This is a genomic window from Mycobacterium kyogaense, from assembly GCF_036946525.1.
In the GTDB taxonomy this organism is placed as follows: domain Bacteria; phylum Actinomycetota; class Actinomycetes; order Mycobacteriales; family Mycobacteriaceae; genus Mycobacterium; species Mycobacterium kyogaense_A.
This window is the reverse complement of sequence record NZ_JAQIIY010000023.1, coordinates 1-24,015: the sequence shown is the minus strand read 5'-3', so window position 1 is coordinate 24,015 and position 24,015 is coordinate 1. Positions and strand designations below refer to the sequence as shown.

The following is a 24,015-nucleotide window of genomic DNA, read 5'->3' as shown; positions in this document are numbered from 1 at the left end:
GGCCTCGACATCGGCGCGACCGTCGCGCCCGACCAGCCACCTGATACCCCCGGGTGGTAGACGCCCAAACGCCGGAAGACCCCCCGTCGACCAGTGGTCACACCCTGGTCACCTTTGCACCGGTACACAGCAGAGAGCCTGCCGCTCGGGGGAAACGGCAGGCTCTCTGAGTGTGAGGGTTACGCGGTGGCTTGAGCTCCGAGCACCCGCTGGATGTCCGGCTTCATCTGCAGGAGCTGCTGTCCCCAGTAGCCCCAGCTGTGCGTACCTTGCGCGGGGAAGTTGAACACCCCGTTGGTGCCGCCGGCCGCGATGTACTTGTCCCGGAAGCTGATGTTGGTCCGCAGGGTGAAGCCCTCGAGGAACTGCGCCGCCATCAGGTTCTGCCCGGCCGTACCCGAATCGAGGTCCGACGGGGTACCGGTACCGCAGTAGACCCAGACCCGGGTGTTGTTGGCCACCAGCTGGTTGATGTTGACCATCGGATCGTTGCGCTTCCACGCCGGGTCCGAGGACGGTCCCCACATGCTCTCGGCGTTGAAGCTGCCCGCGTCGTTCATCGCCAGCCCGATCAGCATCGGCCACCAGCCCTCGGACGGGTTCAGGAACCCGGAAAGGCTTGCCGCGTAGATGAACTGCTGCGGGTGGTAGATGGCCAGCGTCATCGACGCGCTGCCGGCCATCGACAGGCCGACGACCGCGTTACCGGTCCGCGACACGCCACGGTTGGCCTCCAGCCACGCGGGCAGTTCCTGGGTTAGGAACGTCTCCCACTTGTAGGTGTAGTCCTGGCCGTTGCCCCGCGAGGGCTGGTACCAGTCGCTGTAGAAGCTGGACTGACCGCCGACCGGCATGATCGTCGACAGGCCCGACTGGTAGTACCACTCGAACGCCGGGGTGTTGATGTCCCAGCCGTTGTAATCGTCCTGGGCGCGCAGACCGTCCAGCAGGTAGACGGCGTGCGGGCCGCCGCCCTGGAACTGCACGCGGATGTTGCGATTCATGGACGCGGAGAACACGTCCAGGTATTCGACCGGCAGACCCGGACGGGAGAACGCGTTGGCAGTCGCCGATCCCCCGACGAAGCCGATCAGCCCGGGCAGCGTGGTGACAGCCAGGGCGACGGCCGCCATCCGGCGAACCCACCGACCTCGAAACTTCTCTCTCAACTTCATAACGGCAACCAACCCACCTTTCATTACAAGTCCACATGTCGCGCAAACGTGCCGTCGTGTGCATCCGCCATGGAACACGTTCGGCCCTGCCGATCCACTGTCCGACACAGCCATTCGCGGTCGCGGTTGGCTAACGATTACGACTCGGCGCAGTGATCAACGGCGCCGGCCTGCCACACTCGAGACCCGACGATGACTACTTCTGATTCCGATCCGTTCGACCTCGAGCGCTTCACCGACGCTCAGGCCGGGGTCTACGAGACGGTCCTCGCGGAGTTGCGCGCGGGCCGCAAACGCACCCACTGGATCTGGTTCGTCTTCCCCCAGATGCGCGGCCTCGGACACAGCGCCACGGCCTACCGGTTCGGCGTGACGTCCCTGGAGGAGGCGACCGCCTACCTCGAGCATGCGGTGCTCGGGCCGCGCCTGCACGAGTGCACCGCGCTGCTGCTGACCCACCGCGACCGAACTGCCCGCGACATCCTCGGGTATCCCGACGATCTGGAGGTGCGCTCGTCGATGACGCTGTTCGCCCGTGCGGGCGGGGGATCGGTGTTCACGGACGTGGTGGAAGCGTTCTACGGTGGCGAGGAAGACGAGGCGACGCTGGAGCTGCTGCGGTGAGATCAGCGCGGAATTGGATCAACGAGGCGCGAGGATGAGCCACCCGTGGGGCGGCACCGCCGTCTCGGTGACCGTCTCCGCCGGCGGCGCCCCGGACCCGGCCACCACCTCGGCAGCACCGAATCCGAACTCGCGCAACGACACCGGTAGGGATTCGTCGCCGACGTTGAGCGCGACGATCAACGCGTCGTCTCCGCCTCGGGAGACGTAGACGTATCCGGTGTTGGTCACCTGCAGCGGGGCGGTCCGCGCGGTGTGCAGCCACGGGTGGCGTCGCCGCAGCCCGATCAGATGCTGGTGGGCAGCCAGCACCTGATGCCCGTGGTCACCGACTCCCTCGAGCGGAGAACCGAATTCGGGCCGCACCGCGTCGTCACCGCCGAAGCGTTCCTCTTTGACCCCGCGGTAGGCGACCTCGTCGCCGGCGTAGATGCTCGGGGTGCCGCCGGTGGTCATCAGGATCACCAGCGCGTGGTCGACGTGGTCGGGGTTGTCCAGCTGGCTCGCGATGCGGGTCACGTCGTGGTTGCCGATGAACGTCAACGGCACGAACGCATCCAGGAATTCGTTGTGCCGCTTGAGCGCCCAGTCGAGCTCGTGCAGGTTCGCGTCGTTGAGGCTGCTCCAGATCGCCTTCCACAGCTCGTACTGGGTCACCGAATCGAAGCCGGAGTCGTTCACCCGCGCCACGTAGTCGCCGTGGATGACCTCGCCGACGATCCACGCGTCGGGATGTCGCTCCCGCACCCGGGGCAGGACCTGCGCCCAGAAGCGGTCGGGCACCGCGTAGGCCGCGTCGAGGCGCCACCCGTCGGCACCGCGATCCAGCCAGTGGCACATCACGTCGACGACGTAGTCGACCACCTCCGCATTACGGTGGTTCAACGCGATCAGGCCGCCATGGCCCTCGAAGGTGGCGAACTCACCGCCCCGCACCCGGAACCAGGACGTGTCGCCGCCGGCGAGCGCGTCACGGTAGCGGGGGAAGTCGGTGCCGACGTGGTTGAAGACACCGTCGAGCAGGATGCGCAGTCCGCGGGCGTGAGCTTCGGCGATGAGGTGGTCGACATCGCCGTCGTCGCCGAGGCGTTCGTCGATGCGGTAGTGATCAGTGGTGTCGTAGCCGTGGGTCTGCGACGCGAAGATCGGCCCCAGCGCGATACCGGAGGTGCCGAGATCGCGCGCGTAGTCGAGCCAGTCCACGACCCGGCGGAGCCGATGCTCGCCAGGCCCCGGCGGCGGATCGGCCGGGTGGGCGCCGACGAAGCCGAGGGGATAGAGGTGCCACCAGATGGCATGGGTGACCCAGTCCGGCTCACTCATCGACGAAAGGCCCTCTCGTACAACGCTTTCATGATGTCGGCAAGCTCGAGCGCGGGCCCGTCGACCGGCACACCCGGCGCGACTGCGCTCACCGGCAACGCGGCGACGGGCGGTGCCGGCGCGTCCCACGCCTGCAGCCAGCCGGTGAGTTGCGCCGACGAGGCCGCGTAGACGATGCGGCCCAGGCCGACCCAGGCGTGGGCGGCCGCGCACATGGGGCAGTGCTCACCGCTGGTGTAGACGGTCGCCGCGGCACGGTCCGCCGGGCTGAGATTCTCGACGGCCCACAGCGCGATCGCCAGCTCCGGATGCCGGGTGGCGTCCCCGCCGGCGACGTGGTTGTGATCGGCGAACAGCACCTCACCGTCGGCGTCGACCAGAACTGACCCGAACGGTTCGTCACCCGCCTCGAGCGCCTGCCGAGCGAGGTCCACGCAGCGGCGCAGGTAGTCGACGTCTGCCGCGCTCAGAGACACAGGCGGAAGTCTACGCATCCATGCGGCAGGCACACGACGCGCGGATCGGCACGTCGGCGCGGGCGGCCGCGAGCTCGAGCTGGCGGGCGATGATCGCCGCTTCGGCGGCGCGACCGAGCCGGGTCAGGCATTCGTGGTAGCCGTGCAAGCTCCACACATTGCCCGGGTGCTGGCACGGCCGGGCCAGTGTCGGGTCCAGTCCGAGGTCGGCGGCGTAGGCCGCGGCGGCCTCCTCGACGCGGCCCTGCTCGAGCAGCAGCGCCCCGTAGGCGTGCCGGGTGGGCTGCATCCAGCCCCACGGCTCGTCGTAGGGGAGAGCGTCGTCCAGTTCGATCGCGCGGCGCAGGTGTGCGAACGCCTCCTCGAATTGATGTGCTCGATAAGCGATCTCGCCGTCGAGCATGGCCTCGGCGACCGCCAGGATGTCCCGGCTGGTGTTGTTGAACAGGTAGCGGCTCTCCGGGATCTGTGCATAGACCGTGGCGAAGGCCTCCCGCTCCGTGCGCGCTTCGTCGAGTCGTCCGGTGGCGGCGTAGGCGACACCGCGGCCGTAGTGGATGGTTGCCGTGGTGGTGCAGTACAGGTCCGCGTCTTCCGGCAGCGGCGTGGCGATCAGGTCGTCCCACCGCCCGAACCGGATGAGCACGTGCACGCGCAGTGGCACGAACGCCTCCAACCAGTCCGCCATCGGCGGCGACGGGATGCGCAGCAGCTCCGGGGTCAGCTGGTCCGACAGTTCGTCGGCGGCCCACAGCGCGGTGGAGAGGTTCGCCTCGAACATCGCGGAGTAGACCACGAAGTGCAGGTTGTGGGCGCGGTAGAGCGAGTAGAAGTTGAGCGGGCCCGATCGCTCGACGAAGCGTCGATCCGCCTGCACCGCAGCGATATTGGCGGCTACGGAGTCGTGGTAGTTGCCGCACAGCACGTCGATGTGACTCGGCATGTGCTGCAGGTGGCCTGCGTCGGGAACCAGACCGCGCAGCAGGTCGGCTGCCGGCAGTGCTTTCTGCGGTGCCGCCGACATCTCCATCGCGTGCACGTAGAGATGCAGGATTCCGGGGGTGTGCGCGTCCCGCCGGTGTGGCGAGCGCCGCGTCGAGGATCTGCATGGCCTCGATGACGCGTGAGCCGGGTGCTGGCTCACCGGTGCGGGTGTCCCACAGGGCCCACGCGGTGATGTTGACCAGTGCGTCGGCGGTCAGCGCGGCGGCGACATCGACGTCGTCGGGATGGGCCAGCGCCAGGGCCGTCATCGCGTCGGCGTAGGCGGCATGGCCGGCCTGCAGCGCGGCGGTGTCCTCCGGATCGTCGGTCGGGAACCGCGCCGCCAGCGCGTCGATCAGCCCCCGCTCGATCGCACTCGCACGCCCGTCGGCGGCGCGGGCGAGTTCGGCACGCGCCCGCGCCACCGATGAGGTCAGGTCGACGGGGTCGAACGCCTCCCACGCCTTGTTGTAGTTGGGCCCGATCGCATAGGCGATGCCCCATCGCGCCAGCGCGAAATCCGGGTCGAGGTCGAGCGCCCGTTCGAAACACGCGATCGCCTCGTCGTGGTTGAACGCGTACGCCCACACCATGCCCCGGTCGAACCAGACCTGCGCCTCCGGCGACGGTGTGTCAGTCGGCCGACTGTAGGAGCCGAGGTCGTAGTACGGCTCGATCGGCGATGCGCTCATAGGCGGCACGATAATTCAGACGCACGGCCGTCGCGAGCACTGCCAGCACGCAGCCCACCGCGGCCCACGCCCCTAGCGTCGCCAACCCCACTGCGGCGCCGTGGCCGTCGAAGTAGGAGATGCTGCGCAGCAACGAGACTCCGGAGCCCTGCGGCACGATCGCGGTGAAGGTCGAGTAGAAGCCAGACAGCAGGGGGCGGCCGACGGGCCCGGCTGCGGCGGCGTTGCCGACGACGACGAGGAAGAGTCCGAGCAGGACCGACGCGGCGGTGCCGAAGGCGGCCGCGACGCCGGTGACCGCACCTCCGACGGCCATCGCGTAGAGCCACAGCGCGCCGAAGACCTGCCAGGTGTGGCCGACCAGCGCGCCGAGGACCACGTCGGCGTAGACGGTCACGGCGCCGGCGAGCACGGCGGAGAACGCGGACAGCGAGAGTGTGCGCAGGGCGAAGGTCCGCGGGCTCCGGACGGGCCCCATCAGCCGGCCGAGCAGCGCCGCACCGAGCGAGGCGCCGATGGACAGGAAGATGACGGCGTAGAACTCGACGGTGCCGGACGGGTCGCCGGCGGATGTCGGTGCGACGTCGGTGACGACGACGGGCAGACCCGCGCGGTCGGCGACGGTGCGGCCGACGGTCTCGGCGGCCGCGGCCACGCTGTGTCCGCCACCGCCGGCGACGTAGATCGCGAGCTGGCGGTCAGGGGTGACGGCGAACGCGGTGTCGGCTCGCCGCTCGAAGACCTCTCGGCGGGCAGCGTCTGCGTTGCCCACGTCGGTGACCTGCAAGGTGTCCTGTGCGCGCAGGCCGTCGACGATCTGCGGCGGCGCCGACACCGCGACGGTCATGTGATGCAGCGTCGGTTTGGCGAAGGCTCCTGAATAGCTGGCGACCATCGCGATCACGAACACGGTCAGACCGGCCAAGGCGAGGACGACCGTGCGCAGCGCGGATCGGTCGGGCAGAACAGGCTTTTCGGGGGTGTGGTGCTTACCCATCACGAGTCCTTTCGGGTCAGAGGGGGATGAGTCGGGGAGATGCCCAGCAGTGCGTCGATCGTGTCGAGCGCGGCGGTGACACGGGCAGCGAGATCGGTGGCGTCAGGGTCCTCCATCCACGAGCGCAGGACCTCCATGAGGCCGCCCACGAGGAATCGGGTGACCGCCTCGGCGGACAGCGGCGCGATGGTGGAGACGACGGCCATGCCCTGGGCCGCGATCTGTTCGCAGGCGGGCAACAGTGCAGCGCGGAACATCGTCACGACGTGTTGGGTGACGGTGCTCGGGACGATGTTGCGGTACATCGCGCGGTGCTCGGCGGCGAAGGCGAACAGGTCGGTGATCCGGGTGCGCGGGTCGGAATGTCGGTCGGTGGTCGCGTCGGCGAAGGCCTGCGTGAACGCGACGTTGACGGCATCGTCGCGGTCACGGAAGTGGCGGTAGAAGACCTGGCGGCTGACCTGAGCGCGGGTCACGAGATCGCCGACGGTGATCTCGTCGACCGGGCGTTCGTGCGCCATGGCGAACGCAGCCTCGCGCAGGCGGGCACGGACCCGCTCGGCGCGGGGATCGGCGCTGCGGCCGCGATCGGTCATGATAGGCAGCCTAAGAACTTCGTGGACAATTGTCCACGAAGTCGCGGGTGATCTCCGGCGCGGCGCGGGCGAGGTGTGACGCAACCCGCAAGCTACGGTGGCGCGCATGATCCGTTGCGTACGCCTGTGGACCGGCACCGACGATGCGTCCCACGTCGAGGTCGGCCGCCTGGACATGGAGCGGGGGCGCAACGACGACATGGTGTCGTCGAGCGTGCCGGTGACGTCGGTGACGGTGGAGGAGACGGCCTCGGGCGGCACGCTGGCCTGGCACACCGCGCCAGTCCGTCAGCTCGTCGTCACGCTGGCGGGCACACTGCTGTTCACCACGCGCGACGGCGAACAGTTCCGGCTCTCACCCGGCGATGTGCTGTTGGCCGAGGACACCACCGGCTCAGGTCACCAGTGGCTCCTCGAGGGCGATGACCCGTGGCGGCGCATGTACATCGTGCTGGGCGAGAACGCGTCGGTGCCGTTCGTGGCCGACATCGGTGCCGACTGAAAGCACAGGTGACTACGACCCCGCGCGGAGAAAATACGCGTTTCGACGGATGGTTTTCGCGCCGTTGTCGCGGACAGTCGATGTACCCGCACACCGTGACGGGGTCCACCACTTCTCGGCAGGTGACCACCATGTCAGCATCGACGGCCCACGATCACGCCACGCTCGCCACCTCCGGCCTGCCGGAACTCGACTTCGAGCAGGCCTCCGGTTTCCACGAAGCCCACGAATTGATCAGATTCGCCCGCGACCGGTCGCCGATCGCCAGGGGATTGCACGGGCCGGAGCTACTGAGCTACGACCTCGTCCGAATGGCTCTGCGTGACAACCGCTTCGCGATGCCCGAGGGCATCATCCTGACGGCACAGGGCGTCACCTCCGGTGAACTCTGGGACATCGTCACCAACAGTTTGCTCAGCCTCAACGGTGAACGGCATGCACGGCTGCGCCGACTCGTCGCTCACGCGTTCACACCCAGGGCTGCGGGGCGGTTGCGCACGATGTGTGCCGACGTCATCGCCGAACTGGCCTACCAGGTGGTTCCGGCAGGTCGCTGCGACATCGTCGGTGACGTCGCGCGTCGCTATCCGGTACCCGTCATCTGCGCGCTACTGGGCACGCCCCGGCAGGACTGGGACCTGTTGTCCGGCTGGGCGGACGACATCTTCAGACTGTTCGACTGGAACGTCGGTGATGACGCCCCGGCAATCCTGCGTGCCTGGAACGCCCTCGAGGCCTACCTCGACGAGATGGTGCACGTCCGCGGCCGCACCGACACCGGTGACCTGCTGTCCACCCTGATGCGCGCCGAAGTCGACGGGGACCGGCTGACACACGCCGAACTGCTGAACGTCGCCGCCACCTTGCTGATGGCCGGCACCGACACCACACGCAACCAACTCGCCGCAGCGGTGCAGGTCTTCAGCGAGCACCCCGACCAGTGGGAGTTGTTGTCGCGGCATCCCGAGCTCGCTCCACAGGCCGTCGACGAGGTGATGCGTTTCTGCCCGGTGATCTTCACGACCTTTCGCCGAGTGACCGAGGAGGTCACCGTGGCCGGCGTGACCCTTGCGGCAGGAACCGTCGTCGTCGCCAACACTGCGGCAGCCAACCGCGATCCCCGCCGTGTTCGATCGTCCCGACCAATTCGACATCACCAGAGTGGGGGCGCCGGCGATGCTGACATTCGGTGGTGGAGTGCACTACTGCCTCGGCGCGCACCTGGCCAGGGTCGAACTGGCCGAGGCGTTGACAGTTCTGGCGCGGCGGATGCCGCGTATCCGTCAGGACGGCCCGGCACCCTGGAAGGCACTCACGGGTGTCACAGGACCCGTTGCCCTGCCGGTCACTTTCGCCAACGGGTACTGAGCCCGACCGTCGACACCTAGGATGACGACACTGACACGCGGCCTTGCCGAGGGTGGACGGGTGAGATATGAGCCAACTACCGACGGGAACCGTGACGCTGCTCCTGGCAGACGTCCAGGGCTCCACCCGCCTGTGGGAGTCGCAGCCTACGGAGATGGCGGACGCCTGCCGCCACCTCGATACTGTTGTCAGTCAGTGTATTTCGACACACGGCGGAGTGCGGCCCGTCGAGCAGGGCGAGGGTGACAGCTTCGTGGCGGCCTTCGCGCGAGCCACCGACGCGGTGGCCTGCGCCGTGGCGATCCACCGCGCGGTGAGCCCACCGATCCTGTTGCGCATGGGGATTCACACCGGCGAGGTCGCGCTGCGTGATGAGTCGAATTACGCAGGCCCGGTGATCAACAGAGCCGCGAGATTACGAGACCTGGCCCACGGGGGACAGACAGTGCTGTCCACCGCGACAGAGTCCCTGGTGGTGGATCATTTGCCCGAGGGGGCGTGGACGATCGAGCTCGGCACCCACCGCCTTCGTGACCTGCCCCGCGCGGAACGGGTGCTGCAACTCTGCCACCGCGATCTCGAGAACACCTTTCCGCCGCTACGCACCACGACAGTGACTGCGGGACAGAACTTCCCCGCGCAGCTGACCCGTTTCATCGGGCGGCAGGACCACCTCGTGGACGTGCGTCGCCTTCTCGCGACGCACCAGCTGGTGACACTGACCGGGGCTGGCGGGATCGGCAAGACGCGGCTCGCCGCCCAGCTCGGCAGTTCCATGACCGCCGAATTCAGCGGGGGCACATGGTTTGTCGATCTCGCAACTGTGACCGGAGCAGAGTCGGTACCGATCGCGCTCGCGCGTGCCCTCGGGTTGCCCGATCAACCGGGACGTACCACCCTCGACACTCTCACCCACAGTGTCGGGGAGCAGTCCATGCTCGTCGTGCTGGACAACTGCGAACACCTGGTCGACTCCGTCGCATCGATCGTCACGACACTTCTCGGACGGTGCCCACAGTTGGTGGTGATGGCAACCAGCCGGGAGTCGTTGAACGTGGGAGGGGAGGTCACCTGGCGGTTGCCACCGCTGCCGCTGGCCACCGAGGCCGTCGAACTCTTCATCGACCGTGCCCGGCGAGTGAACCCGCAGCTGCCCGTGAGCGGCGGGGACATCGTGTCGATCGCCGACATCTGCCGTCGCCTGGACGGGATGCCGCTGGCCATCGAACTGGCCGCGGCCCGCTCGAGGTCGCTGTCGCTGTCGGAGATCGCCGCGGGATTACACGACCGCTTCCGACTGTTGACGGGCGGCGCTCGCACCGCCGTACGGCGACATCAGACGATGCGCGCGTCGGTCGAGTGGTCCTACGGCCTGCTGACCGACTCCGAGCGGACGATGTTCCGGCGGCTGGCCGTCTTCGCCGGCGGCTGCGATCTCGCGGCGGTGGAGGCCGTGACGGCGGCACCGACGACTGGCGATATCGAGCGCGCCCAGGTGCTCGACCTCGTCACGCTTCTGGTGGACAAGTCCCTCGTGCTCACCGAGAACGCTTCTGGCATCACGCGTTACCGAATGGCGGAGACGATGCGCCAATTTGCCGCCGAGAGGCTCCACGAACACGACGACGCCGACGCCGTACGGCAACGTCATTGCGACTACTACACAGATGTTGCACGGGCCCTCGATGCCTCGAGTGTCGACGGTCACCGGGAGCGGGTCCACCGGGCCGCGCGTGACATGGACAACCTGCTGGCCGCCTTCGTGTGGAGTCGCGACAGCGGAGCCGGCGATCGCGCGCTGCGCCTGACGTCGTCGTTACAGCCGATCTGGCTGGGGACGGGAAGGATCCTCGAAGGCATGGCGTGGTTCGACACCGCACTCGCCGATGCCGGCGCCGTCGACGCGACGTCTCAGACCCGAGCGTGGGCTCTGGCCAACCGGGCAATTCTCGCGGCCCACCTCGTCGCGGTCGACTTCGTCGCACAGGCCGAACAGGCGCTGGCACTGGCCCGGGACGTCGGAGATGATGCTCTGGTCGCCCGCGCACTCACCGCCTGCGGAGCGGTCGCCGCCTACGATGCCGATGTCGCCGCGGCCCACCTGCGGGAAGCGCGGTCGCTGGCTCGGTCAGCGGGGGACGTGGTGGGCCTGGGACAGGTTCTCGCGTTCTCGTCGTATGCCGCGGCGACCGGCGAGGGCGATCCGACCGCCGCGCTGCGCTACGGCCGGGAAGGCTGCGACATCGCGGATCTGGTCGGTGATTCCTCGGCGGCCCGTTGGAGTCGGTGGTCCATCGGTGACGCGCTCTACATGAACGGCGAATGCGCCGAGTCGGTCTCGGTGGTCCAGGCGCTCATCGATGCTGCCGACTCCGCGCACGACGTGCAGGCCAGAGTCAGCGCTCAGATCCTTCTCGCCTACCCGCTGGCGTCGCTGGGGCTGACCGAGCAGGCGCGAACGACAGCAGCAGATGCGGTCGAATCGTCAGCCCAGTTCGGTCCCTGGTTGCAGGGGTTGTCCTACGGCGCCCTTGCGACGGCCGCACTGGCAGCCGGTGACACAGCCGCCGCAGTGGCGGCGAGTTCGGCGGCGACGGAGCGTCTGGGCCCGCAGCCAGCCTTCGCGCACATCAGCGCCAACCCCGCGGCGATCGTGGCGTTGCTCGACGGGCGGACTTCCGACGCTCGGGCGCAGGCCGACGCAGCCGTCGCGGCGCGGCGCGGATGGCACCTCGCGACTGCGCTTGGTGATCGGGCGCGCGTGGCGCTGCGCCAGGGCGAGATCGAACAGGCGCGACGCGATGCGGTCACAGCGCTCGATGAGGTCGTTCGCGTGCAGGCTTACCAGCCGGTCTCCGACCTGTTGGACATCCTCGCCGCAGTCTCGGTCGCACACGCCAATCATCAGGTGGCCAGCCGACTTCTCGCCTCAGCCAGTGCGATTCGCGAAGACATGGGGCTGAAGGGCTATCCGGTGTTCGTCGCCGACGCAGCGGCCGCCGTGGCGACCGCGCGGGAAGCGCTCGGCCACGACGCGTTCGAGTCCGCCTGGGCGGAGGGAGCGGCGCTGGCTCGCGAGGATGCAATCGCCTATGCACGACGGGGATGTGGCGAACGCAGACGAGCCAGCACCGGATGGGAGTCGCTGACGCCGACCGAGGTCGCGGTCGCCCAGTTGGTCAGCACGGGAATGGCCAACAAGGACATCGCCACCCGGCTGTTCGTCTCGGTGCGCACGGTGCAGACGCATCTCACACACATCTACGCCAAGCTCGGCATTGCCTCCCGCGTGCAGTTGGCCCGGGAAGCCGCGCGGCATACGCCCCCTCAGTGACCGGCGACCACGTCGGACTCGTCCACCTCGACCGGCTTCTTGGCGCCCGGCAGGAACGAATACAGCAGGCAGACCACACCGAAGAGCAAATAGCCCAGTGCCACCTGAGGATTCGCCGCCCACGCGACCTGAGGTGCGTGGATGAGGCCGATGAACGACAGCACCGCACCCACAGCCGAAGCGATCGCGGCGAAGAGGAACTTCTTCTCCAGGATGAACGTGACCATCGTGCCCAGGATCAGGCCGACGAGCACCGCACCCTCGCCGAGCGTGAGCAGTCCGTCGTACACCACACCCGCGTTGCCCAGCGCCTCCATTCCGACCTTGCTGGCCGACGTGCCGGCAGCGTTGAGCGCGTTGTCGATCAGACCGCTGGCCCACTGGGCGAGGTTCGGCAGGATCGCGGCCACGACTGCGATCGCGTGCAACCGGGGCACCGCCTGGAATGCCTGCGCACCGATCAGCAGGCCGATGTAGAGCAGGATCGGCACGATCGCCGGAACCGGCAGTAAAGCGTCGAGAACGCCAAAAAGGCCGAGGAAACAGAGGATTCCGATGACGACGCCGCTGGCCAGTGAGTAGCCCGACCGGCCACCGGCGTCCTTCCACCCGGGGTGCCCGATGTAGACCGCCGGCGGGAACGGTGAGCCGAACGCCGATCCGACGACCGCGCCCGCACCGTCGGCGAGCAGCACGCTGCGCAGGTTGTAGTTGTCACCCGCAGCAGCGGCGCTCTCGACGTTGCTCATCGCTTCGGTGAAGTTGTAGACACCCAACGGAATCGCGGTCCCCAACAGTGGCGCCAGATTCGACAGGCCGGACACCAACATGTCGACGCGCAGATCCGGGACACCGATCGCGATGTCGGAGACGGCCTGGCTGACATCCGGTGCGGACATGTAGCCGCCGAGCCAGCCGATCGCGGTGCCGACGAGCAGTGCCGCCAGCCCGACCGGGATGCCGAAGGGCAGCCTCATGTCGGTGAAGAAGCCGATCAGGATGATCGCCAGAACGGGCAGCCCGATCCATGCGGCTTCCCACATCTGTGCGGCGGGACGCATCGAGATGAACGTGATCGAGATGCCTGCCAGCGTGCCCAGCATCGCCGCCCGCGGGGTGAGCCGACGGATGTACGGGCCGACGAACGCACCGATCATCACGATCACGCCGATCATGAACGCCCACGCCAACCCGGCCTCCCAGGCCCGCATCGCGTCGTCGGTGTTGAGGTAGACGGGCAGCATCACGACGAACACCACGATGAACATGTGGGGCACGCTGGGGCCGTAGGGTAGCGCGGTGACGTCGGATCTGTTCTCCCGCTTGGCAAGCCGACGGGCCAGGAAGGTGTAGTACAGATTGCCGAGGATCAGTGCGACCCCGAGAGCGGGGAGCACGGTGCCCAGGACGTCGCCGGCGGGGATCTTGACGACGCCGATCATCAGGCCGGTCAGTGTCAAGACGTTGACCAGGATGTTGAAACCCAGGCCGAAGAACGCGTTGAGATCTCCGCGCGACCACCACGGCAGCGGTACGGACTTCTCCTCGGGGGTCCCCATCTGAGGGCCTGTCGTGACGTCGGTGCTCATCGGATCTCCTCAGGCGGCCGTAGTGGCGAGTTGTTGCAGTGCGGGGATGACGGCCGCGCTGTCGGCGACCCAGCCGAAGATGCCGCCCTGCGCGGTGATCATCTGCAGACCGACGCGGTGGAAATCGTCGAAATACGAACCGACGCAATCGGATACCACGAGACACTCATAGCCGCGATCGTTGGCCTCACGCGTGGTGGTGTGGACGCAGACCTCGGTGGTGACGCCAGTGACGATCAGCTGGGTGATGCCCGCGTCGGTCAGAACGCCGGACAGGTCTGTTCCGTAGAAGGCGCCCTTGCCCGGCTTGTCGATCACCACTTCACCATCGATGGGCGCGAGTTCGTCGACGATGTCGTGCCCGTATTCGCCGCGGATCAGGATGCGTCCGAACGCGCCCGGGTCGCCGATCCGCTGGGAGGGCGCGCCGCGACGGAGCTTGGCCGGCGGGCAGTCCGACAGGTCCGGCCGGTGACCTTCGCGGGTGTGGATGACCATCAGGCCGGCCGAGCGTGCCGCGGCCAGCAGCGCCGCCAGCGGCGGGACGACGGTGGCGAGACGGCCGACATCGTTGCCGAGGCTCTCCCCGAAACCGCCGGGCAGCAGGAAGTCTCGCTGCATGTCGATGAGCATCAGCGCGGTCTTGCCGGGGACGAGAGGGAACGGCGACGGTTCCGCCGCGATCGGGATCGGGTTCACAGCAGCTCCTCTGAGGGTATCGGGGTGGGGGAGGGATGCCGGACGGGCCGGGATTCGTCGAGTATCTGGGCGGCGAGGTGCAGCACGGTGTCGTCGGAGAGAGCAGCGCCGAGAAGCATGGCGCTGCAGGGCTTTCCGTTCTCGGTGACGCCGACGGGGACAGCAACCCCGCAGAGGTCGAGGAGGTTCCCGAAGTGGGTGTAGTGGCCCAGCACGGTGTTCGCCTCGATCGGGGCGGCCTGGACCTCGTCGACGGTGAAGGTGGTACCGATCGTGGGCAGGACGAAGACGTCCATGTGCCGCCACAGCCTGCCCACCTCGGCTTTGAGTTCCTGGAGGCGCTGCAGTGCGGCGAATGCATCGACGGCTGTGTAGCGGTGGCCGCTGGCGAAGATCTCGCGCACCACGGGATGGATCGACTCGGGATGCTCGGCGAGGAAGTCCCCGAATTCGACGAGACGTTCGGCCACCCAGGGTCCCTGGTAGAGCAGGGATCCGGCGGCGAGGAAGGGTTCGAGGGGGATGTCGACGATCTGGTGTTTGCGGGCGAGCTGGTCGCGGAACGCGAGGTGTGCCGCGCGCATCGTGGTGTCGCCGAAGAATTCCAGGTCGTCGACGGGCGGCAGTCCGACGCGCAGGGGTGCGCCGGTCACGCGTGGACCGCGGTCACGGGACCAGGGATCGCCGTCGTCGCGGGCGATCATGATGTCGAGCGCGCGGTCGGCGTCGTCGATGGAGCCAGCCATGACGGTGAGGCAGTCGAGCGACTTGCACGCGGGTACCAGTCCGACAGTGCTGATCAAGCCGCGGGATGGTTTGACGCCGACGACGCCGTTGAGTGCTGCGGGGACGCGGCCGGACCCGGCGGTGTCGGTGGCGACGGCGAACGGCACCTGCCCCAGAGCCACGGCCAGTGCGGAGCCGGAACTCGAACCGCCGGAGATGATGTCGCGTCCGTACACGCTGCGGGGGATGGTGTACGGCGTGCGGGTGCCGTTGAGGCCCGTCGCGAACTGGTCGAGGTTCGTCTTGCCCACGTACAGCGCCCCGGCGTCGAGGAGACGCTGGACGGCGGGTGCGGTTGCGTCGGCGACGTAGGCGAAGTCGGGGCACGACAGCGTGGTCGGCACGCCGGCGACGTCGATGCTGTCCTTCACTCCGAAGGGGACGCCGTAGAGCGGGAGCGTGCGGGCTCCGGGCCGGCGTTCGATGGCTTCGGCGGCCGCGATCAGCTCGTAGCGAGGGACGGTGGACAGCCAGGTGCCGTCGTCTCCGCGGGCCTCGATCGCATCGGCGACGCGGGCTGCGGTCTTGGTCGGCGATCCGGTTCCGCTGGCGTGGGAGGCCAGGATCTCGGCCACGGATGGCCCGATCGACGGGCCGCGGTGTTCCTCCATGTTTGTCGATTGTCGACAGAATCATGGCGATCGCGGGTCGAGAATGTGTCGTTTGTGTAAGCGCTCTGCTGCTGTGTTACAGCTTCAGCACCGCGTTACGGCTCCGTGCTGACGTCCGTGTCGAGTCCCAGGTAGTCGAGGTGGCCGTGCTCGCGCAGTGCTGCCGCGACGACGCCCGCATCGTTGGACTCCAGAGCGGCAAGGATCGCGCGATGCCGCTCCACGCCGTCGGCCGGGTCGCCCTGCAGCGCCTCCGCACGGAGGTTCTTCGCCATCGGCAGCTGCAGTTTCAGCAGGATCGGCGCCAGCGCGATGTCCAGCTGTCGGTTGTCGGCCAAGGTCACCACCGCGGCGTGGAACGCGCGGTGGGCGTCATCGCGATCGAGCGCATCCTGGGCACTGACCATGTGATCCAACGCAGCGCGGATCGGCTCGAGCTGACGGTCGGGATCGGCCAGGGGGAGCGCGGTGTCGATCGCGTGCCGTTCGAGGACGTATCGCAACTCGAACAGCTGCAGGATGTCGCTGGGGGACCATTCGGTGACTCGCGATCCGCGCCGCGGGAGGTGCTCCACCAGTCCCTGCTGGGCCAGCAGACGCAGCGCCTCGCGCAGCGGCGCCCTGCTGATACCCAGGTCGGCGCACAGCTGTTCTTCGACGATCTTCTCGCCGGGTGCGAGCTGACCGGACAGGATCGCATCGCGCAGCCGGTGGCCGGCCACTTCGACCAGAGTCGCGGGCAGCACCGGCCGCGACGGACCTTCGCTCGGCGCTGCCATGGCACACAATGGTAGGAACAATTGCCGATGCCCGCAGCGACAGCCCCTGCCCCGCAATGAAAGTTGTTGCGCACGTTGACCTATGGATCATCGTCGTCTTCGGGGAGAAGGTGGCGTTCGGGGTGGTGGTAGCCGTTGGTTCGGCGCCCTCCGGTGTCGAGGTTGGGTGGGGGGACCCATTCTGTCTGGCCCCTGCTGTTGATGCGGGTGGGCCAGCCGGTCTGTTCGACCATCCTGTTGTCGGGGCCGCAGGCGAGGGTGAGGTTGGTGATGTCAGTCGGGCCGCCGGTCTTCCAGTCGTCGATGTGGTGGACCTGGGTCCAGTAGCCCGGCACGCTGCAGCCGGGACGGGTGCAGCCGCGGGCTGAGGAGTGCAGCATGATCCGCTGCGCCGGAGACGCGAGGCGCTTGCTGCGGCCCAGATACAGCGGCTGGTTGGTGTGGCGGTCGAACACCGCCAGATAGTGGTGAGCATGGGCGGCCATGCGGATCAGATCGGCCATCGGCAACAGGCTGCCGCCGCCGGTGACCGCCACCCCCGCCCCCTTCTCCAACTCCTGCAGCGTCGTCGACACGATCACCGTCACGGGTAACCCGTTGTGCGACCCCAGCTCACCCGAGCTTAACGCCATCCGGCCGACCGCCAGCCACGCATCGTGATTGCGCTGCGCCACGCTCCGCGTGTCCGACCGGCGCTGCTCGTCTGCGGGTTCGCCCTCCACACAGGGCTTTTCGTCGTCGGGATTGCACATCCCCGGTGCGGCGAGTTTGGCTTGGATGGCTTCGTAGTGGGCGCGCGCTTCGGGGGTGAGCCACCCGGTCAGCCGGCTCATCCCATCGGCCTGCTGGGCACCCAGCTGGATGCCGCGGCGGCGGGCGCGGTCGGCGTCGGTGGGTTCAGGCCCATCCTGGTCGATCATCGCCGCCAACCGATCCGCCGCCTTCTTCAAATCCTCCGGCGTCAATCCCGCGCCCAGTGACGCGAGTTGGCGGTCCGCGGCCGCGCGAGTGTCGACATCCACCCACACCGGCAACCCATCATGGAATTTCGCGATGACCGCAACGTGGTCGGCATCCAGAGCCCCGGAAGCCTGGGCGCTAGCGGTGGCCTCCCACACCGGCGGCAACGGCTCGCCAGAAATGGCCTGCCGCGGCCCCAACGCGGACGCCTCGGCGAGGCGACGTTTCGCGTCCGTCTCCGACACCCGCAAGGTGGTGGTCAGTACCTTCTTCCACGACGCTTCCCCGAGCCGCCGCGGCTCCGTCTCGGTGGTCAGCCGGGCCAGGATCTGATGCTCCAGCGCGGGCACCGACCGCACGACCGCCGTGACCTCGGCCATCAGCGCCACCAGCTCACGATGCGACAGGGAGTCGGAGGCGTCGCGCAGGATCGCCAACTGACCCCGCATCACCTCGACCGCGCCGGCAACCACATCCATATATCGAACACTAGTTCGAAGGTCCGACAAATCAGGGGCGGACGAACCACCGCCGCAGCCACGTTTCGAGAACGGGCCCGTCGCTCGGCCCGCCGGCGGCAGCGAGGTAGCCGTCTGGCCGCACCAGCAGCCAACCCTGCGCATCCACGCCGTCGCGCACGCGCACCACCCCGTCCCACGCCCGCGCCACGTCGACCACCGCACCCGCGTCCGCGCCTGCGAACAGCGTCAATGCACCGAGGTCAAGCGCGTCATAACGACCGTCCACATCCGGCACGCGGTCACCGGCCCGCAGGGCGCCCAGGCCACCCGCACCGTCAGCCAGGGCGTCCCCCCGATACCCAGCCGACAGCTGCCCGAACATCGAGGCCGCCGCATTCTGCACGGCGTCGCGCGCCAGCGCCCGCGGTGCCATGCGAATACGCAGCGCGTGGACCAGGGGATTGGTCGAGTTGAACACTCGGGTCCCGATCTCAGTGAATCGCAACACCTTTCGGATCACCGGCAGGCGTTCGGAAGAGTAGGTGTCGAGCAGTTCCTGGCGCGCCCGCCCGTCGAGCACCATCGCGAGCTTCCAGCTCAGGTTGATCATGTCCTGGATTCCGAGGTTCATTCCCTGCCCGCCCGCCGGACTGTGCACATGCGCGGCGTCGCCACCGAATAACACCCTGCCCGAGCGCATCTCCGGCACCGCGCGGCTGTTGATCCGGAACTGCGAACTCCAGTTCACCCCGTGCAGCCGCGCCGGCACGCCGACCGTGCGGTCGAAGAGCTCCTGCATCTGACCGACCGTCGGCGTCGATCCTCGAGCCAGTACGCCCGAAGGATCTGTGGCCATCATGCGGAACCGGCCGTGACCCATCGGGAACACGGCGACAAAACCGTTGCGGGCCAGGAAGATCGACACCTCGTCCTCAGGCACAGGTCCGGCGATGTGCAGATCGGCCAGCACGTAGTCGTGCGGCAGTATGCGCCCGGGGAAGGGCACGCCCAACGCTGTGCGGATCGTGCTGTGTGGACCATCGGCGGCGATCAGGTACTGCGCCTCGACGTGCTCCTCGGCACCTTCGGCGGACCGTAGAACCGCCGAAACAGACTGCGAAGAAGCATCATTGCGCACCGAGACCACCTCGACTCCGCGCTCGACCTTGACCCCCTGGCGGCTGAGCTGCTCGGTCAGCAGACGTTCGGTCTCCGACTGCGCGAGCATCAGAATGCCGTTGAAGGCGCTGGGCATCCGACTCAATTCGACTTGCGCGAGATCGCGCCCGCCGGCATGCAGGGCCGCAGCGCGCACCTGGTTGCCCAGCGGCAGCATCTGCTCGCCGACCCCGCGGACCCGGAGCAGTTCCAGCGTGCGCGCCTGCACGGCCAGCGCCCGCGACTCCGACGCCGGATGCGGTGCTCGGTCGACGATCCGAACGCTCACGCCGAGGCGGGAGAGTTCCACCGCCGCGGTCAGGCCGGTAGGGCCCGCGCCGACGACGAGTACCTGGATGCGTGCAGTCATCGGATCTCCTCAGAAAGTCATCGTTTGTTGACTTCGACTGTAGGCCGATCCGCACGGATGTCAACAGTTGATGACTTGACGTGACTCAGCGCGCAGCCGGCCACGGGGTCTCGGCCACCAGGCACAGCGCACGGGTGATCGCCGCGATCTCGGACACCAGCACGCGGGCCGAACCCTCGACCGATTCGTGCCCGGGCACCGACCGCCGCACCCGCTCGGCGGCGGCGGTCAGTTCATCGGTGTCGACACTCCACGGGTCGGTGGCCGTCATCGGTTCACCGCACAGGACCTCGACGAACTCGTCGACCGCACGGACGAACGGCCGGTGCAGCTGGGGGAACGCGTCGACCGGAAGATTGTCCTCGAGCGTCGCGCACGACCCCGTGATCGAGTTCAGCACCGTGCGATAGCACCGCAACCACCGCCGCTGCTCGGCCGAGACCAGACGTGCCGCGCCGGAGGCGGCCTCGAACGCCGCCCGAGCACGGAACGTGCGCTCCCACGCGGTGGCACGGACCTCCGTCGCGCTGTCGATCTCGTGCAGGTAGACCTTCACCACCGTTGCCGCGTAATCGATCTCGGTCTTGAGGAGCTCCCCGGCCCGCTGCGCCAGCCGGGTCAGCGGGTCGTCGGGCATCAGCACGTGGGCGAGCACCGCGAGTGCCCCGCCGATCGCGGTTGCGATCAGCACCTCGCGCGGGTCGACGAGTACCGCGGCGTGATCGATGCCCAGGATGAACGCCGTGGCCGCGGCGACCACGGCGGCCACCGCCACGTACCCGTACCGCGACGCCGCATGAGCCGCACCCACGGCGACGCCCGCGAGGACTGCGAACACTGCCGGCGCGGCGTGTGCCACCACGGCGATGCACGAGACCAGCAAAGCCCCGGCCGCCACGCCCGCGGTGCGTCCCACGCAGCGGGTGTAGGTGTGCGCCGTCTCCGGACGCAACACCATGAGCACCGTCAACGCGATCCACGTCCCGTCGCCCACGGCCGCCACACGCCCCAGCAGGAACGCCAAGGCCACAGCGACACCGAGACGCGCGGCGTGGCGCAGCACGGGGGAGTGCCGGTCGATGTGGTCTCGCAACCCGTTGACCGCCATCCGCACCCGTGTCCACAGGTCAGCCGGCCGCACGTGGAGTCTGTCGTTCGGCCGCCGCGCTGCGGCGAGGTGAAGGTGTGCGGACAGTCGTTGGGCGGCGGGTGCCGCATCGCCCTTCGACGCGGCGACGGCGGCGTCGAGTTTCGCGAGTGCGGTATCGACGCTGTCCCGTGCTGATCGGTCGGGGTCGGCGAGCGCGTTCAGGGTGGCTGCGGCCGCGTGCAACACGTCGGTTGTCTCTGCGCCCGCCGCCACGTCGGCCAGGCTGGCGCCGATGCGTCCGGGCACCACGTACCAGTTGCGGTAGCCGGCGGTTCGGCGCGTCGGGCGGGCCGCGTCGGCGGTGAAGGCGGCGCGCAGCGCGATCATCGGCTCGGCGCTGGCCACCGACTCCTGGGCATGGGCAGCCAGTCGTGTCGCATCCTCGGCGAGCGAGCGGTATGCCGCGGCCAGCGCTTCCCGCTGACGCCGCCAGCGTCGCGGCGGCGACGCCGCGGTCACCGCGGCCTGCAGCGCACCCGCACCCACCGCGAGCGCCGCCGTCCCGATCGTCGAGGCCCACGTCGGCGCCGTCAGCCCTGCCGCGATCGCGAGAGATCCCGACGCGGAGGCGACGAGTCCTGCGAATGTGCCCCACACCCAGGGCAGCGCGGCGAGCGCGCACCAGATGCCGGCAGCCGCGACGAAGAGCCCGAAGAACACCGACGCGGAGGTGCCCACGAGGATCGCCATGCCCATCACCACCGAGACGAACAGCACCCGCAGGGTTCGCCCGCGCGGATCCTGCTGCAGCGCCACGACTCCGGCGATCACCGAGGTGCCGGCGACCGCGGTCGCGGAACCGGCCGGGCCCCACCGGATCGCACACAGCGCGGCGACGACGGTGAGGACGACGCTGCGCAGGACCGGAGCAGCCTCCGGCAGTGCCGCGCGCACCGACTCGCCCGTGATCATCTCCCCATTCTGGCGCGGGGTTATCGTCGCGGAGTGGAGAAGGTCATCATCACGTTGCGTGGCGCGCCCGGCGACGAGGCGTGGTGCACACGTTTGCGCACCGACATCGCCGATCAGGTGGCCGGCACCGGCGTCGCCGGTCTCACCGTGAACGTGCGCGACGCGGCCGTCACCGACTCGTTGATGACGCTGACCACGCTGGACCCGCCCGTGATCGGCGTCGTCAGTATCTGGACCGACCAGTATTACGGCAGCCAGATCGCTGCTGCCACAGAAATTCTGGAGTCACATAGCGATGGGCTCGCGGCGTATCTGGTCACCGAGTCCGTTCCGCTCAAGCCCCCGCAGACCCCGGCCGGAGAGCGGACACCGGGCCTGGCCAACGTCGCGCTGCTGCGCCGGCCGGCTGCGCTGGACGAGGCGACGTGGCTGACCCGGTGGCACCGTGAACACACCCAGGTCGCCATCGACACCCAGGCGACGTTCGGTTACACCCAGAACACGGTGGTCCGTGCGCTCACGGCGGGGGCCGAACCGATCTCGGCGATCGTCGAGGAGCTCTTCCCCCTTGCGGCGACCACCGACCTGCATGCCTTCTTCGGTGCGCGCGACGACGACGATCTGTCCGACCGGATGACGCGAATGATCGCGAGCACCTCGGCCTTCGGCGCCAACGAGAACGTCGACACCGTGCCCAGCAGTCGCTACGTGCTGCGTGACCCGTTCGCTACGGTGGCACCGTGACTCTGCAGATCAGCGATGACAATCGGGTTCGCACGATCGTGCTCGACCGGCCCGAGGCGCTCAATGCGTTCACCGAGGAGCTCTACCTCGCCACTGCCACGGCACTGACCGAGGCATCAGCGGACCCCGATGTCGCCGTGGTGCTTCTGACCGGCGCGGGCCGCGCGTTCAGCGCGGGCAACGACCTCAAGGAGATGCAGGCGCGCATCGCCGACGGCTCCTACACCGGCGGCAGCAATTTCCCGACGATGATCACCGCGCTCGCGGAGCTGACGAAACCGTTGATCTGCGCGGTCAACGGCGTCGGGGTGGGGATCGGGACCACGATCCTGGGTTACGCGGACCTGGTGTTCATGTCGTCCACGGCGCGTCTGAAGTGCCCGTTCACCAGTCTCGGCGTCGCCCCGGAAGCCGCGTCGTCCTATCTGCTGCCACAGCTGATGGGCCGGCAGAACGCGGCCTGGATGCTGCTGTCCTCGGAGTGGGTGGATGCCGAGGAGGCGCACCGGATGGGCATCGCCTGGAAGGTCTGCGCGCCCGAGGAGTTGATGGCAGAGGCCCGTCGGCACGCCGATGTGCTTGCCGCCCGACCCATTTCGAGCCTGACGGCCGTGAAGCGGACCATCACGCAGGGGTATCGACCGGGAATCGCGGAAGCCACCGCACGAGAGAACGCCGAATTCGCCGAGTTGCTCGGCGGGGTGGCGAATGCCGCGGCGCTGGACCAGTTCAGCCAGCGACGCTGACCACGGACGCGACTGCTTTCTCGGCGAAGTGCGCCTCGATGATCGCCCGCAGATTGCGCCGGCAACGGCCGCAGTCACCGCCGGCGCCGCACGCCTCGGCCAGATCCCGCGAGGTGCGGGCCCCGTTGGCCACCAACTCGCCGACGGCGTGGTGGGTGGTGCCGGTGCACAGGCAGACGAACATCCGCTACGCCCATCCTCACTGTCGGTGCCACAACCAAGCTGAGTCTAGCCTTACCTACGGTAGCGGAGTCTAGCCTAACTTTTTGCGAACGGTCCAGGCTCACGGTCGCGCCACTGAGGGCAGACTTACGTGGCAGAGCGTTTTGGGTGCACTAGATTGAACGTGCTCGGCACACGGCCCGTGACGCCGCCACACCCGCTTTCGAGGAGCTGACCATGCAAGGGGATCCCGAGGTTTTGAAGTTGCTCAACGAGCAGCTGACGAGCGAACTGACGGCGATCAACCAGTACTTCCTACATTCGAAGATGCAGGACAACTGGGGCTTCACCGAGCTGGCCGAGCACACCCGCAAGGAATCCTTCGAAGAGATGGTCCACGCGGAGAAGATCACCGACCGCATCCTGCTCCTCGACGGTCTGCCCAACTATCAGCGGCTGTTCTCGCTGCGAGTGGGTCAGACCGTGCGCGAGCAGTTCGAGGCCGACCTCGCGATCGAGTACGAGGTGGTCGGGCGGCTGAGGCCCGGTGTGATGATGTGCCGGGAGAAGGGCGACGCCACGTCGGCCACGCTCCTCGAAGAGATCCTCGCCGACGAGGAACTGCACATCGACTATCTCGAGACACAGCTGGAGCTGATGGGCAAGCTGGGCGAGGAGCTGTACCTGGCCCAGTGCGTCTCCCGTCCGCCCAGCGTGGGCGCAAACTAGAACGCGTTACACTTCGGCCATGAGCCGAATCGGGGACTTCGCCGACGACGACGTGACCGGCTTCGCGGTGACATCGCCAGAACTCGGG

At 68.3% G+C, this 24,015-nt stretch carries 19 protein-coding genes and 2 pseudogenes; 7 read left to right on the top strand and 14 right to left on the bottom strand.

The window, feature by feature from the left end; genetic code table 11:
- Positions 1 to 179: 179 nt before the first annotated feature.
- Positions 180 to 1,175 carry an esterase family protein gene (locus tag PGN37_RS19500; protein ID WP_335332652.1) on the bottom strand — a complete coding sequence of 332 codons (996 nt, stop codon included), beginning with the start codon at positions 1,173 to 1,175 and terminating at the stop codon, positions 180 to 182.
- 192 nt (positions 1,176 to 1,367) lie between these two features.
- Here PGN37_RS19500 and PGN37_RS19495 point away from each other — a divergent pair, with 192 nt between their 5' ends.
- A complete protein-coding gene (locus PGN37_RS19495) occupies positions 1,368 to 1,799 on the top strand; it encodes a DUF1810 domain-containing protein (protein WP_335332651.1) in 432 nt (143 codons plus the stop codon).
- An 18-nt stretch (positions 1,800 to 1,817) separates the two neighbouring features.
- On the opposite strand, the gene PGN37_RS19490 is transcribed toward PGN37_RS19495, so the two are convergent.
- The 5 genes and pseudogenes from PGN37_RS19490 to PGN37_RS19470 form a co-directional block, all read right to left on the bottom strand.
- Positions 1,818 to 3,122 carry an alpha-amylase family protein gene (locus PGN37_RS19490; protein WP_335332650.1) on the bottom strand — a complete coding sequence of 435 codons (1,305 nt, stop codon included), beginning with the start codon at positions 3,120 to 3,122 and terminating at the stop codon, positions 1,818 to 1,820.
- Positions 3,119 to 3,616: a nucleoside deaminase gene (locus tag PGN37_RS19485; RefSeq protein WP_442932966.1), complete on the bottom strand. Its 498-nt coding sequence runs from the start codon at positions 3,614 to 3,616 to the stop codon at positions 3,119 to 3,121. Before PGN37_RS19485 ends, PGN37_RS19490 begins: the two co-directional genes overlap by 4 nt.
- Positions 3,609 to 5,274, bottom strand: a pseudogene (locus PGN37_RS19480) (tetratricopeptide repeat protein). The gene PGN37_RS19485 and the pseudogene PGN37_RS19480 overlap by 8 nt, the downstream one beginning before the upstream one ends.
- Entirely contained in the window at positions 5,216 to 6,271 is a 1,056-nt protein-coding gene (locus PGN37_RS19475) for a hypothetical protein (protein ID WP_335332648.1), read from the bottom strand. Before PGN37_RS19475 ends, PGN37_RS19480 begins: the two are co-directional and overlap by 59 nt.
- Complete coding sequence (locus PGN37_RS19470) at positions 6,271 to 6,867, bottom strand: TetR/AcrR family transcriptional regulator (RefSeq protein ID WP_335332647.1); 597 nt, start codon at positions 6,865 to 6,867, stop codon at positions 6,271 to 6,273. The genes PGN37_RS19475 and PGN37_RS19470 overlap by 1 nt, the downstream gene beginning before the upstream one ends.
- Before the next feature lie 106 nt (positions 6,868 to 6,973).
- On the opposite strand from PGN37_RS19470, the gene PGN37_RS19465 reads away from it, so the two are divergent.
- The 3 genes and pseudogenes from PGN37_RS19465 (at position 6,974) to PGN37_RS19455 (ending at position 12,071) form a co-directional block, all read left to right on the top strand.
- Positions 6,974 to 7,369 (top strand): hypothetical protein, encoded by a 396-nt coding sequence (locus tag PGN37_RS19465; RefSeq protein WP_335332646.1) that lies wholly within the window; start codon positions 6,974 to 6,976, stop codon positions 7,367 to 7,369.
- Between the two features lie 131 nt (positions 7,370 to 7,500).
- A pseudogene (locus PGN37_RS19460) lies at positions 7,501 to 8,737 on the top strand (cytochrome P450).
- Positions 8,738 to 8,804: 67 nt separating this feature from the next.
- A complete protein-coding gene (locus PGN37_RS19455; RefSeq protein ID WP_335332645.1) occupies positions 8,805 to 12,071 on the top strand; it encodes a helix-turn-helix transcriptional regulator in 3,267 nt (1,088 codons plus the stop codon).
- Here PGN37_RS19455 and PGN37_RS19450 read toward each other — a convergent pair.
- The 7 genes from PGN37_RS19450 to PGN37_RS19420 form a co-directional block, all read right to left on the bottom strand.
- Positions 12,065 to 13,660, bottom strand: coding sequence for a regulator (locus PGN37_RS19450; protein ID WP_335332644.1), 1,596 nt, complete (start codon positions 13,658 to 13,660; stop codon positions 12,065 to 12,067). The two genes, PGN37_RS19455 and PGN37_RS19450, sit on opposite strands and share 7 nt — an antisense overlap.
- A 9-nt stretch (positions 13,661 to 13,669) precedes the next feature.
- Positions 13,670 to 14,359, bottom strand: a complete 690-nt coding sequence (locus tag PGN37_RS19445; RefSeq protein ID WP_335332643.1) for a cysteine hydrolase family protein — start codon at positions 14,357 to 14,359, stop codon at positions 13,670 to 13,672.
- On the bottom strand, positions 14,356 to 15,756 hold the full coding sequence (locus PGN37_RS19440) for an allophanate hydrolase (protein WP_335332642.1): 1,401 nt from the start codon (positions 15,754 to 15,756) through the stop codon (positions 14,356 to 14,358). The genes PGN37_RS19445 and PGN37_RS19440 overlap by 4 nt, the downstream gene beginning before the upstream one ends.
- Positions 15,757 to 15,851: 95 nt before the next feature.
- Positions 15,852 to 16,535, bottom strand: coding sequence for a GntR family transcriptional regulator (locus PGN37_RS19435; protein WP_335332641.1), 684 nt, complete (start codon positions 16,533 to 16,535; stop codon positions 15,852 to 15,854).
- 80 nt (positions 16,536 to 16,615) lie between these two features.
- The gene (locus tag PGN37_RS19430) at positions 16,616 to 17,974 is read right to left on the bottom strand and encodes an HNH endonuclease signature motif containing protein (protein ID WP_335332640.1); all 1,359 of its coding nucleotides are present in this window, start codon (positions 17,972 to 17,974) and stop codon (positions 16,616 to 16,618) included.
- Between the two features lie 31 nt (positions 17,975 to 18,005).
- Positions 18,006 to 19,484, bottom strand: a complete 1,479-nt coding sequence (locus PGN37_RS19425) for an FAD-dependent monooxygenase (protein WP_335332639.1) — start codon at positions 19,482 to 19,484, stop codon at positions 18,006 to 18,008.
- An 85-nt stretch (positions 19,485 to 19,569) separates the two neighbouring features.
- The gene (locus tag PGN37_RS19420) at positions 19,570 to 21,546 is read right to left on the bottom strand and encodes an FUSC family protein (RefSeq protein WP_335332638.1); all 1,977 of its coding nucleotides are present in this window, start codon (positions 21,544 to 21,546) and stop codon (positions 19,570 to 19,572) included.
- Positions 21,547 to 21,579: 33 nt separating this feature from the next.
- Between PGN37_RS19420 and PGN37_RS19415 the strand changes: the two genes are divergently transcribed.
- Both PGN37_RS19415 and PGN37_RS19410 read left to right on the top strand, forming a co-directional pair.
- Positions 21,580 to 22,290 (top strand): hypothetical protein, encoded by a 711-nt coding sequence (locus PGN37_RS19415; RefSeq protein ID WP_335332637.1) that lies wholly within the window; start codon positions 21,580 to 21,582, stop codon positions 22,288 to 22,290.
- Positions 22,287 to 23,036, top strand: a complete 750-nt coding sequence (locus tag PGN37_RS19410) for an enoyl-CoA hydratase/isomerase family protein (protein WP_335332636.1) — start codon at positions 22,287 to 22,289, stop codon at positions 23,034 to 23,036. The genes PGN37_RS19415 and PGN37_RS19410 overlap by 4 nt, the downstream gene beginning before the upstream one ends.
- Here PGN37_RS19410 and PGN37_RS19405 read toward each other — a convergent pair.
- Complete coding sequence (locus PGN37_RS19405) at positions 23,020 to 23,220, bottom strand: (2Fe-2S)-binding protein (protein WP_335332635.1); 201 nt, start codon at positions 23,218 to 23,220, stop codon at positions 23,020 to 23,022. The two genes, PGN37_RS19410 and PGN37_RS19405, sit on opposite strands and share 17 nt — an antisense overlap.
- A gap of 215 nt (positions 23,221 to 23,435) precedes the next feature.
- Here PGN37_RS19405 and bfr point away from each other — a divergent pair, with 215 nt between their 5' ends.
- Positions 23,436 to 23,927, top strand: coding sequence for a bacterioferritin (gene bfr / locus PGN37_RS19400; RefSeq protein WP_111512459.1), 492 nt, complete (start codon positions 23,436 to 23,438; stop codon positions 23,925 to 23,927).
- The last annotated feature ends 88 nt before the right edge of the window (positions 23,928 to 24,015 follow it).

Excerpts from the sequence above, each read along its gene's own strand:
- PGN37_RS19500 (WP_335332652.1), bottom strand. The coding sequence starts at position 1,175 with ATGAAGTTGAGAGAGAAGTTTCGAGGTCGGTGGGTTCGCCGGATGGCG.
- PGN37_RS19495 (WP_335332651.1), top strand. The coding sequence starts at position 1,368 with ATGACTACTTCTGATTCCGATCCGTTCGACCTCGAGCGCTTCACCGAC.
- PGN37_RS19490 (WP_335332650.1), bottom strand. The coding sequence starts at position 3,122 with ATGAGTGAGCCGGACTGGGTCACCCATGCCATCTGGTGGCACCTCTAT.
- PGN37_RS19485 (WP_442932966.1), bottom strand. The coding sequence starts at position 3,616 with ATGCGTAGACTTCCGCCTGTGTCTCTGAGCGCGGCAGACGTCGACTAC.
- PGN37_RS19475 (WP_335332648.1), bottom strand. The coding sequence starts at position 6,271 with ATGGGTAAGCACCACACCCCCGAAAAGCCTGTTCTGCCCGACCGATCC.
- PGN37_RS19470 (WP_335332647.1), bottom strand. The coding sequence starts at position 6,867 with ATGACCGATCGCGGCCGCAGCGCCGATCCCCGCGCCGAGCGGGTCCGT.
- PGN37_RS19465 (WP_335332646.1), top strand. The coding sequence starts at position 6,974 with ATGATCCGTTGCGTACGCCTGTGGACCGGCACCGACGATGCGTCCCAC.
- PGN37_RS19455 (WP_335332645.1), top strand. The coding sequence starts at position 8,805 with ATGAGCCAACTACCGACGGGAACCGTGACGCTGCTCCTGGCAGACGTC.
- PGN37_RS19450 (WP_335332644.1), bottom strand. The coding sequence starts at position 13,660 with ATGAGCACCGACGTCACGACAGGCCCTCAGATGGGGACCCCCGAGGAG.
- PGN37_RS19440 (WP_335332642.1), bottom strand. The coding sequence starts at position 15,756 with ATGGAGGAACACCGCGGCCCGTCGATCGGGCCATCCGTGGCCGAGATC.
- PGN37_RS19435 (WP_335332641.1), bottom strand. The coding sequence starts at position 16,535 with ATGGCAGCGCCGAGCGAAGGTCCGTCGCGGCCGGTGCTGCCCGCGACT.
- PGN37_RS19430 (WP_335332640.1), bottom strand. The coding sequence starts at position 17,974 with ATGGATGTGGTTGCCGGCGCGGTCGAGGTGATGCGGGGTCAGTTGGCG.
- PGN37_RS19425 (WP_335332639.1), bottom strand. The coding sequence starts at position 19,484 with ATGACTGCACGCATCCAGGTACTCGTCGTCGGCGCGGGCCCTACCGGC.
- PGN37_RS19420 (WP_335332638.1), bottom strand. The coding sequence starts at position 21,546 with ATGATCACGGGCGAGTCGGTGCGCGCGGCACTGCCGGAGGCTGCTCCG.
- PGN37_RS19405 (WP_335332635.1), bottom strand. The coding sequence starts at position 23,220 with ATGTTCGTCTGCCTGTGCACCGGCACCACCCACCACGCCGTCGGCGAG.
- bfr (WP_111512459.1), top strand. The coding sequence starts at position 23,436 with ATGCAAGGGGATCCCGAGGTTTTGAAGTTGCTCAACGAGCAGCTGACG.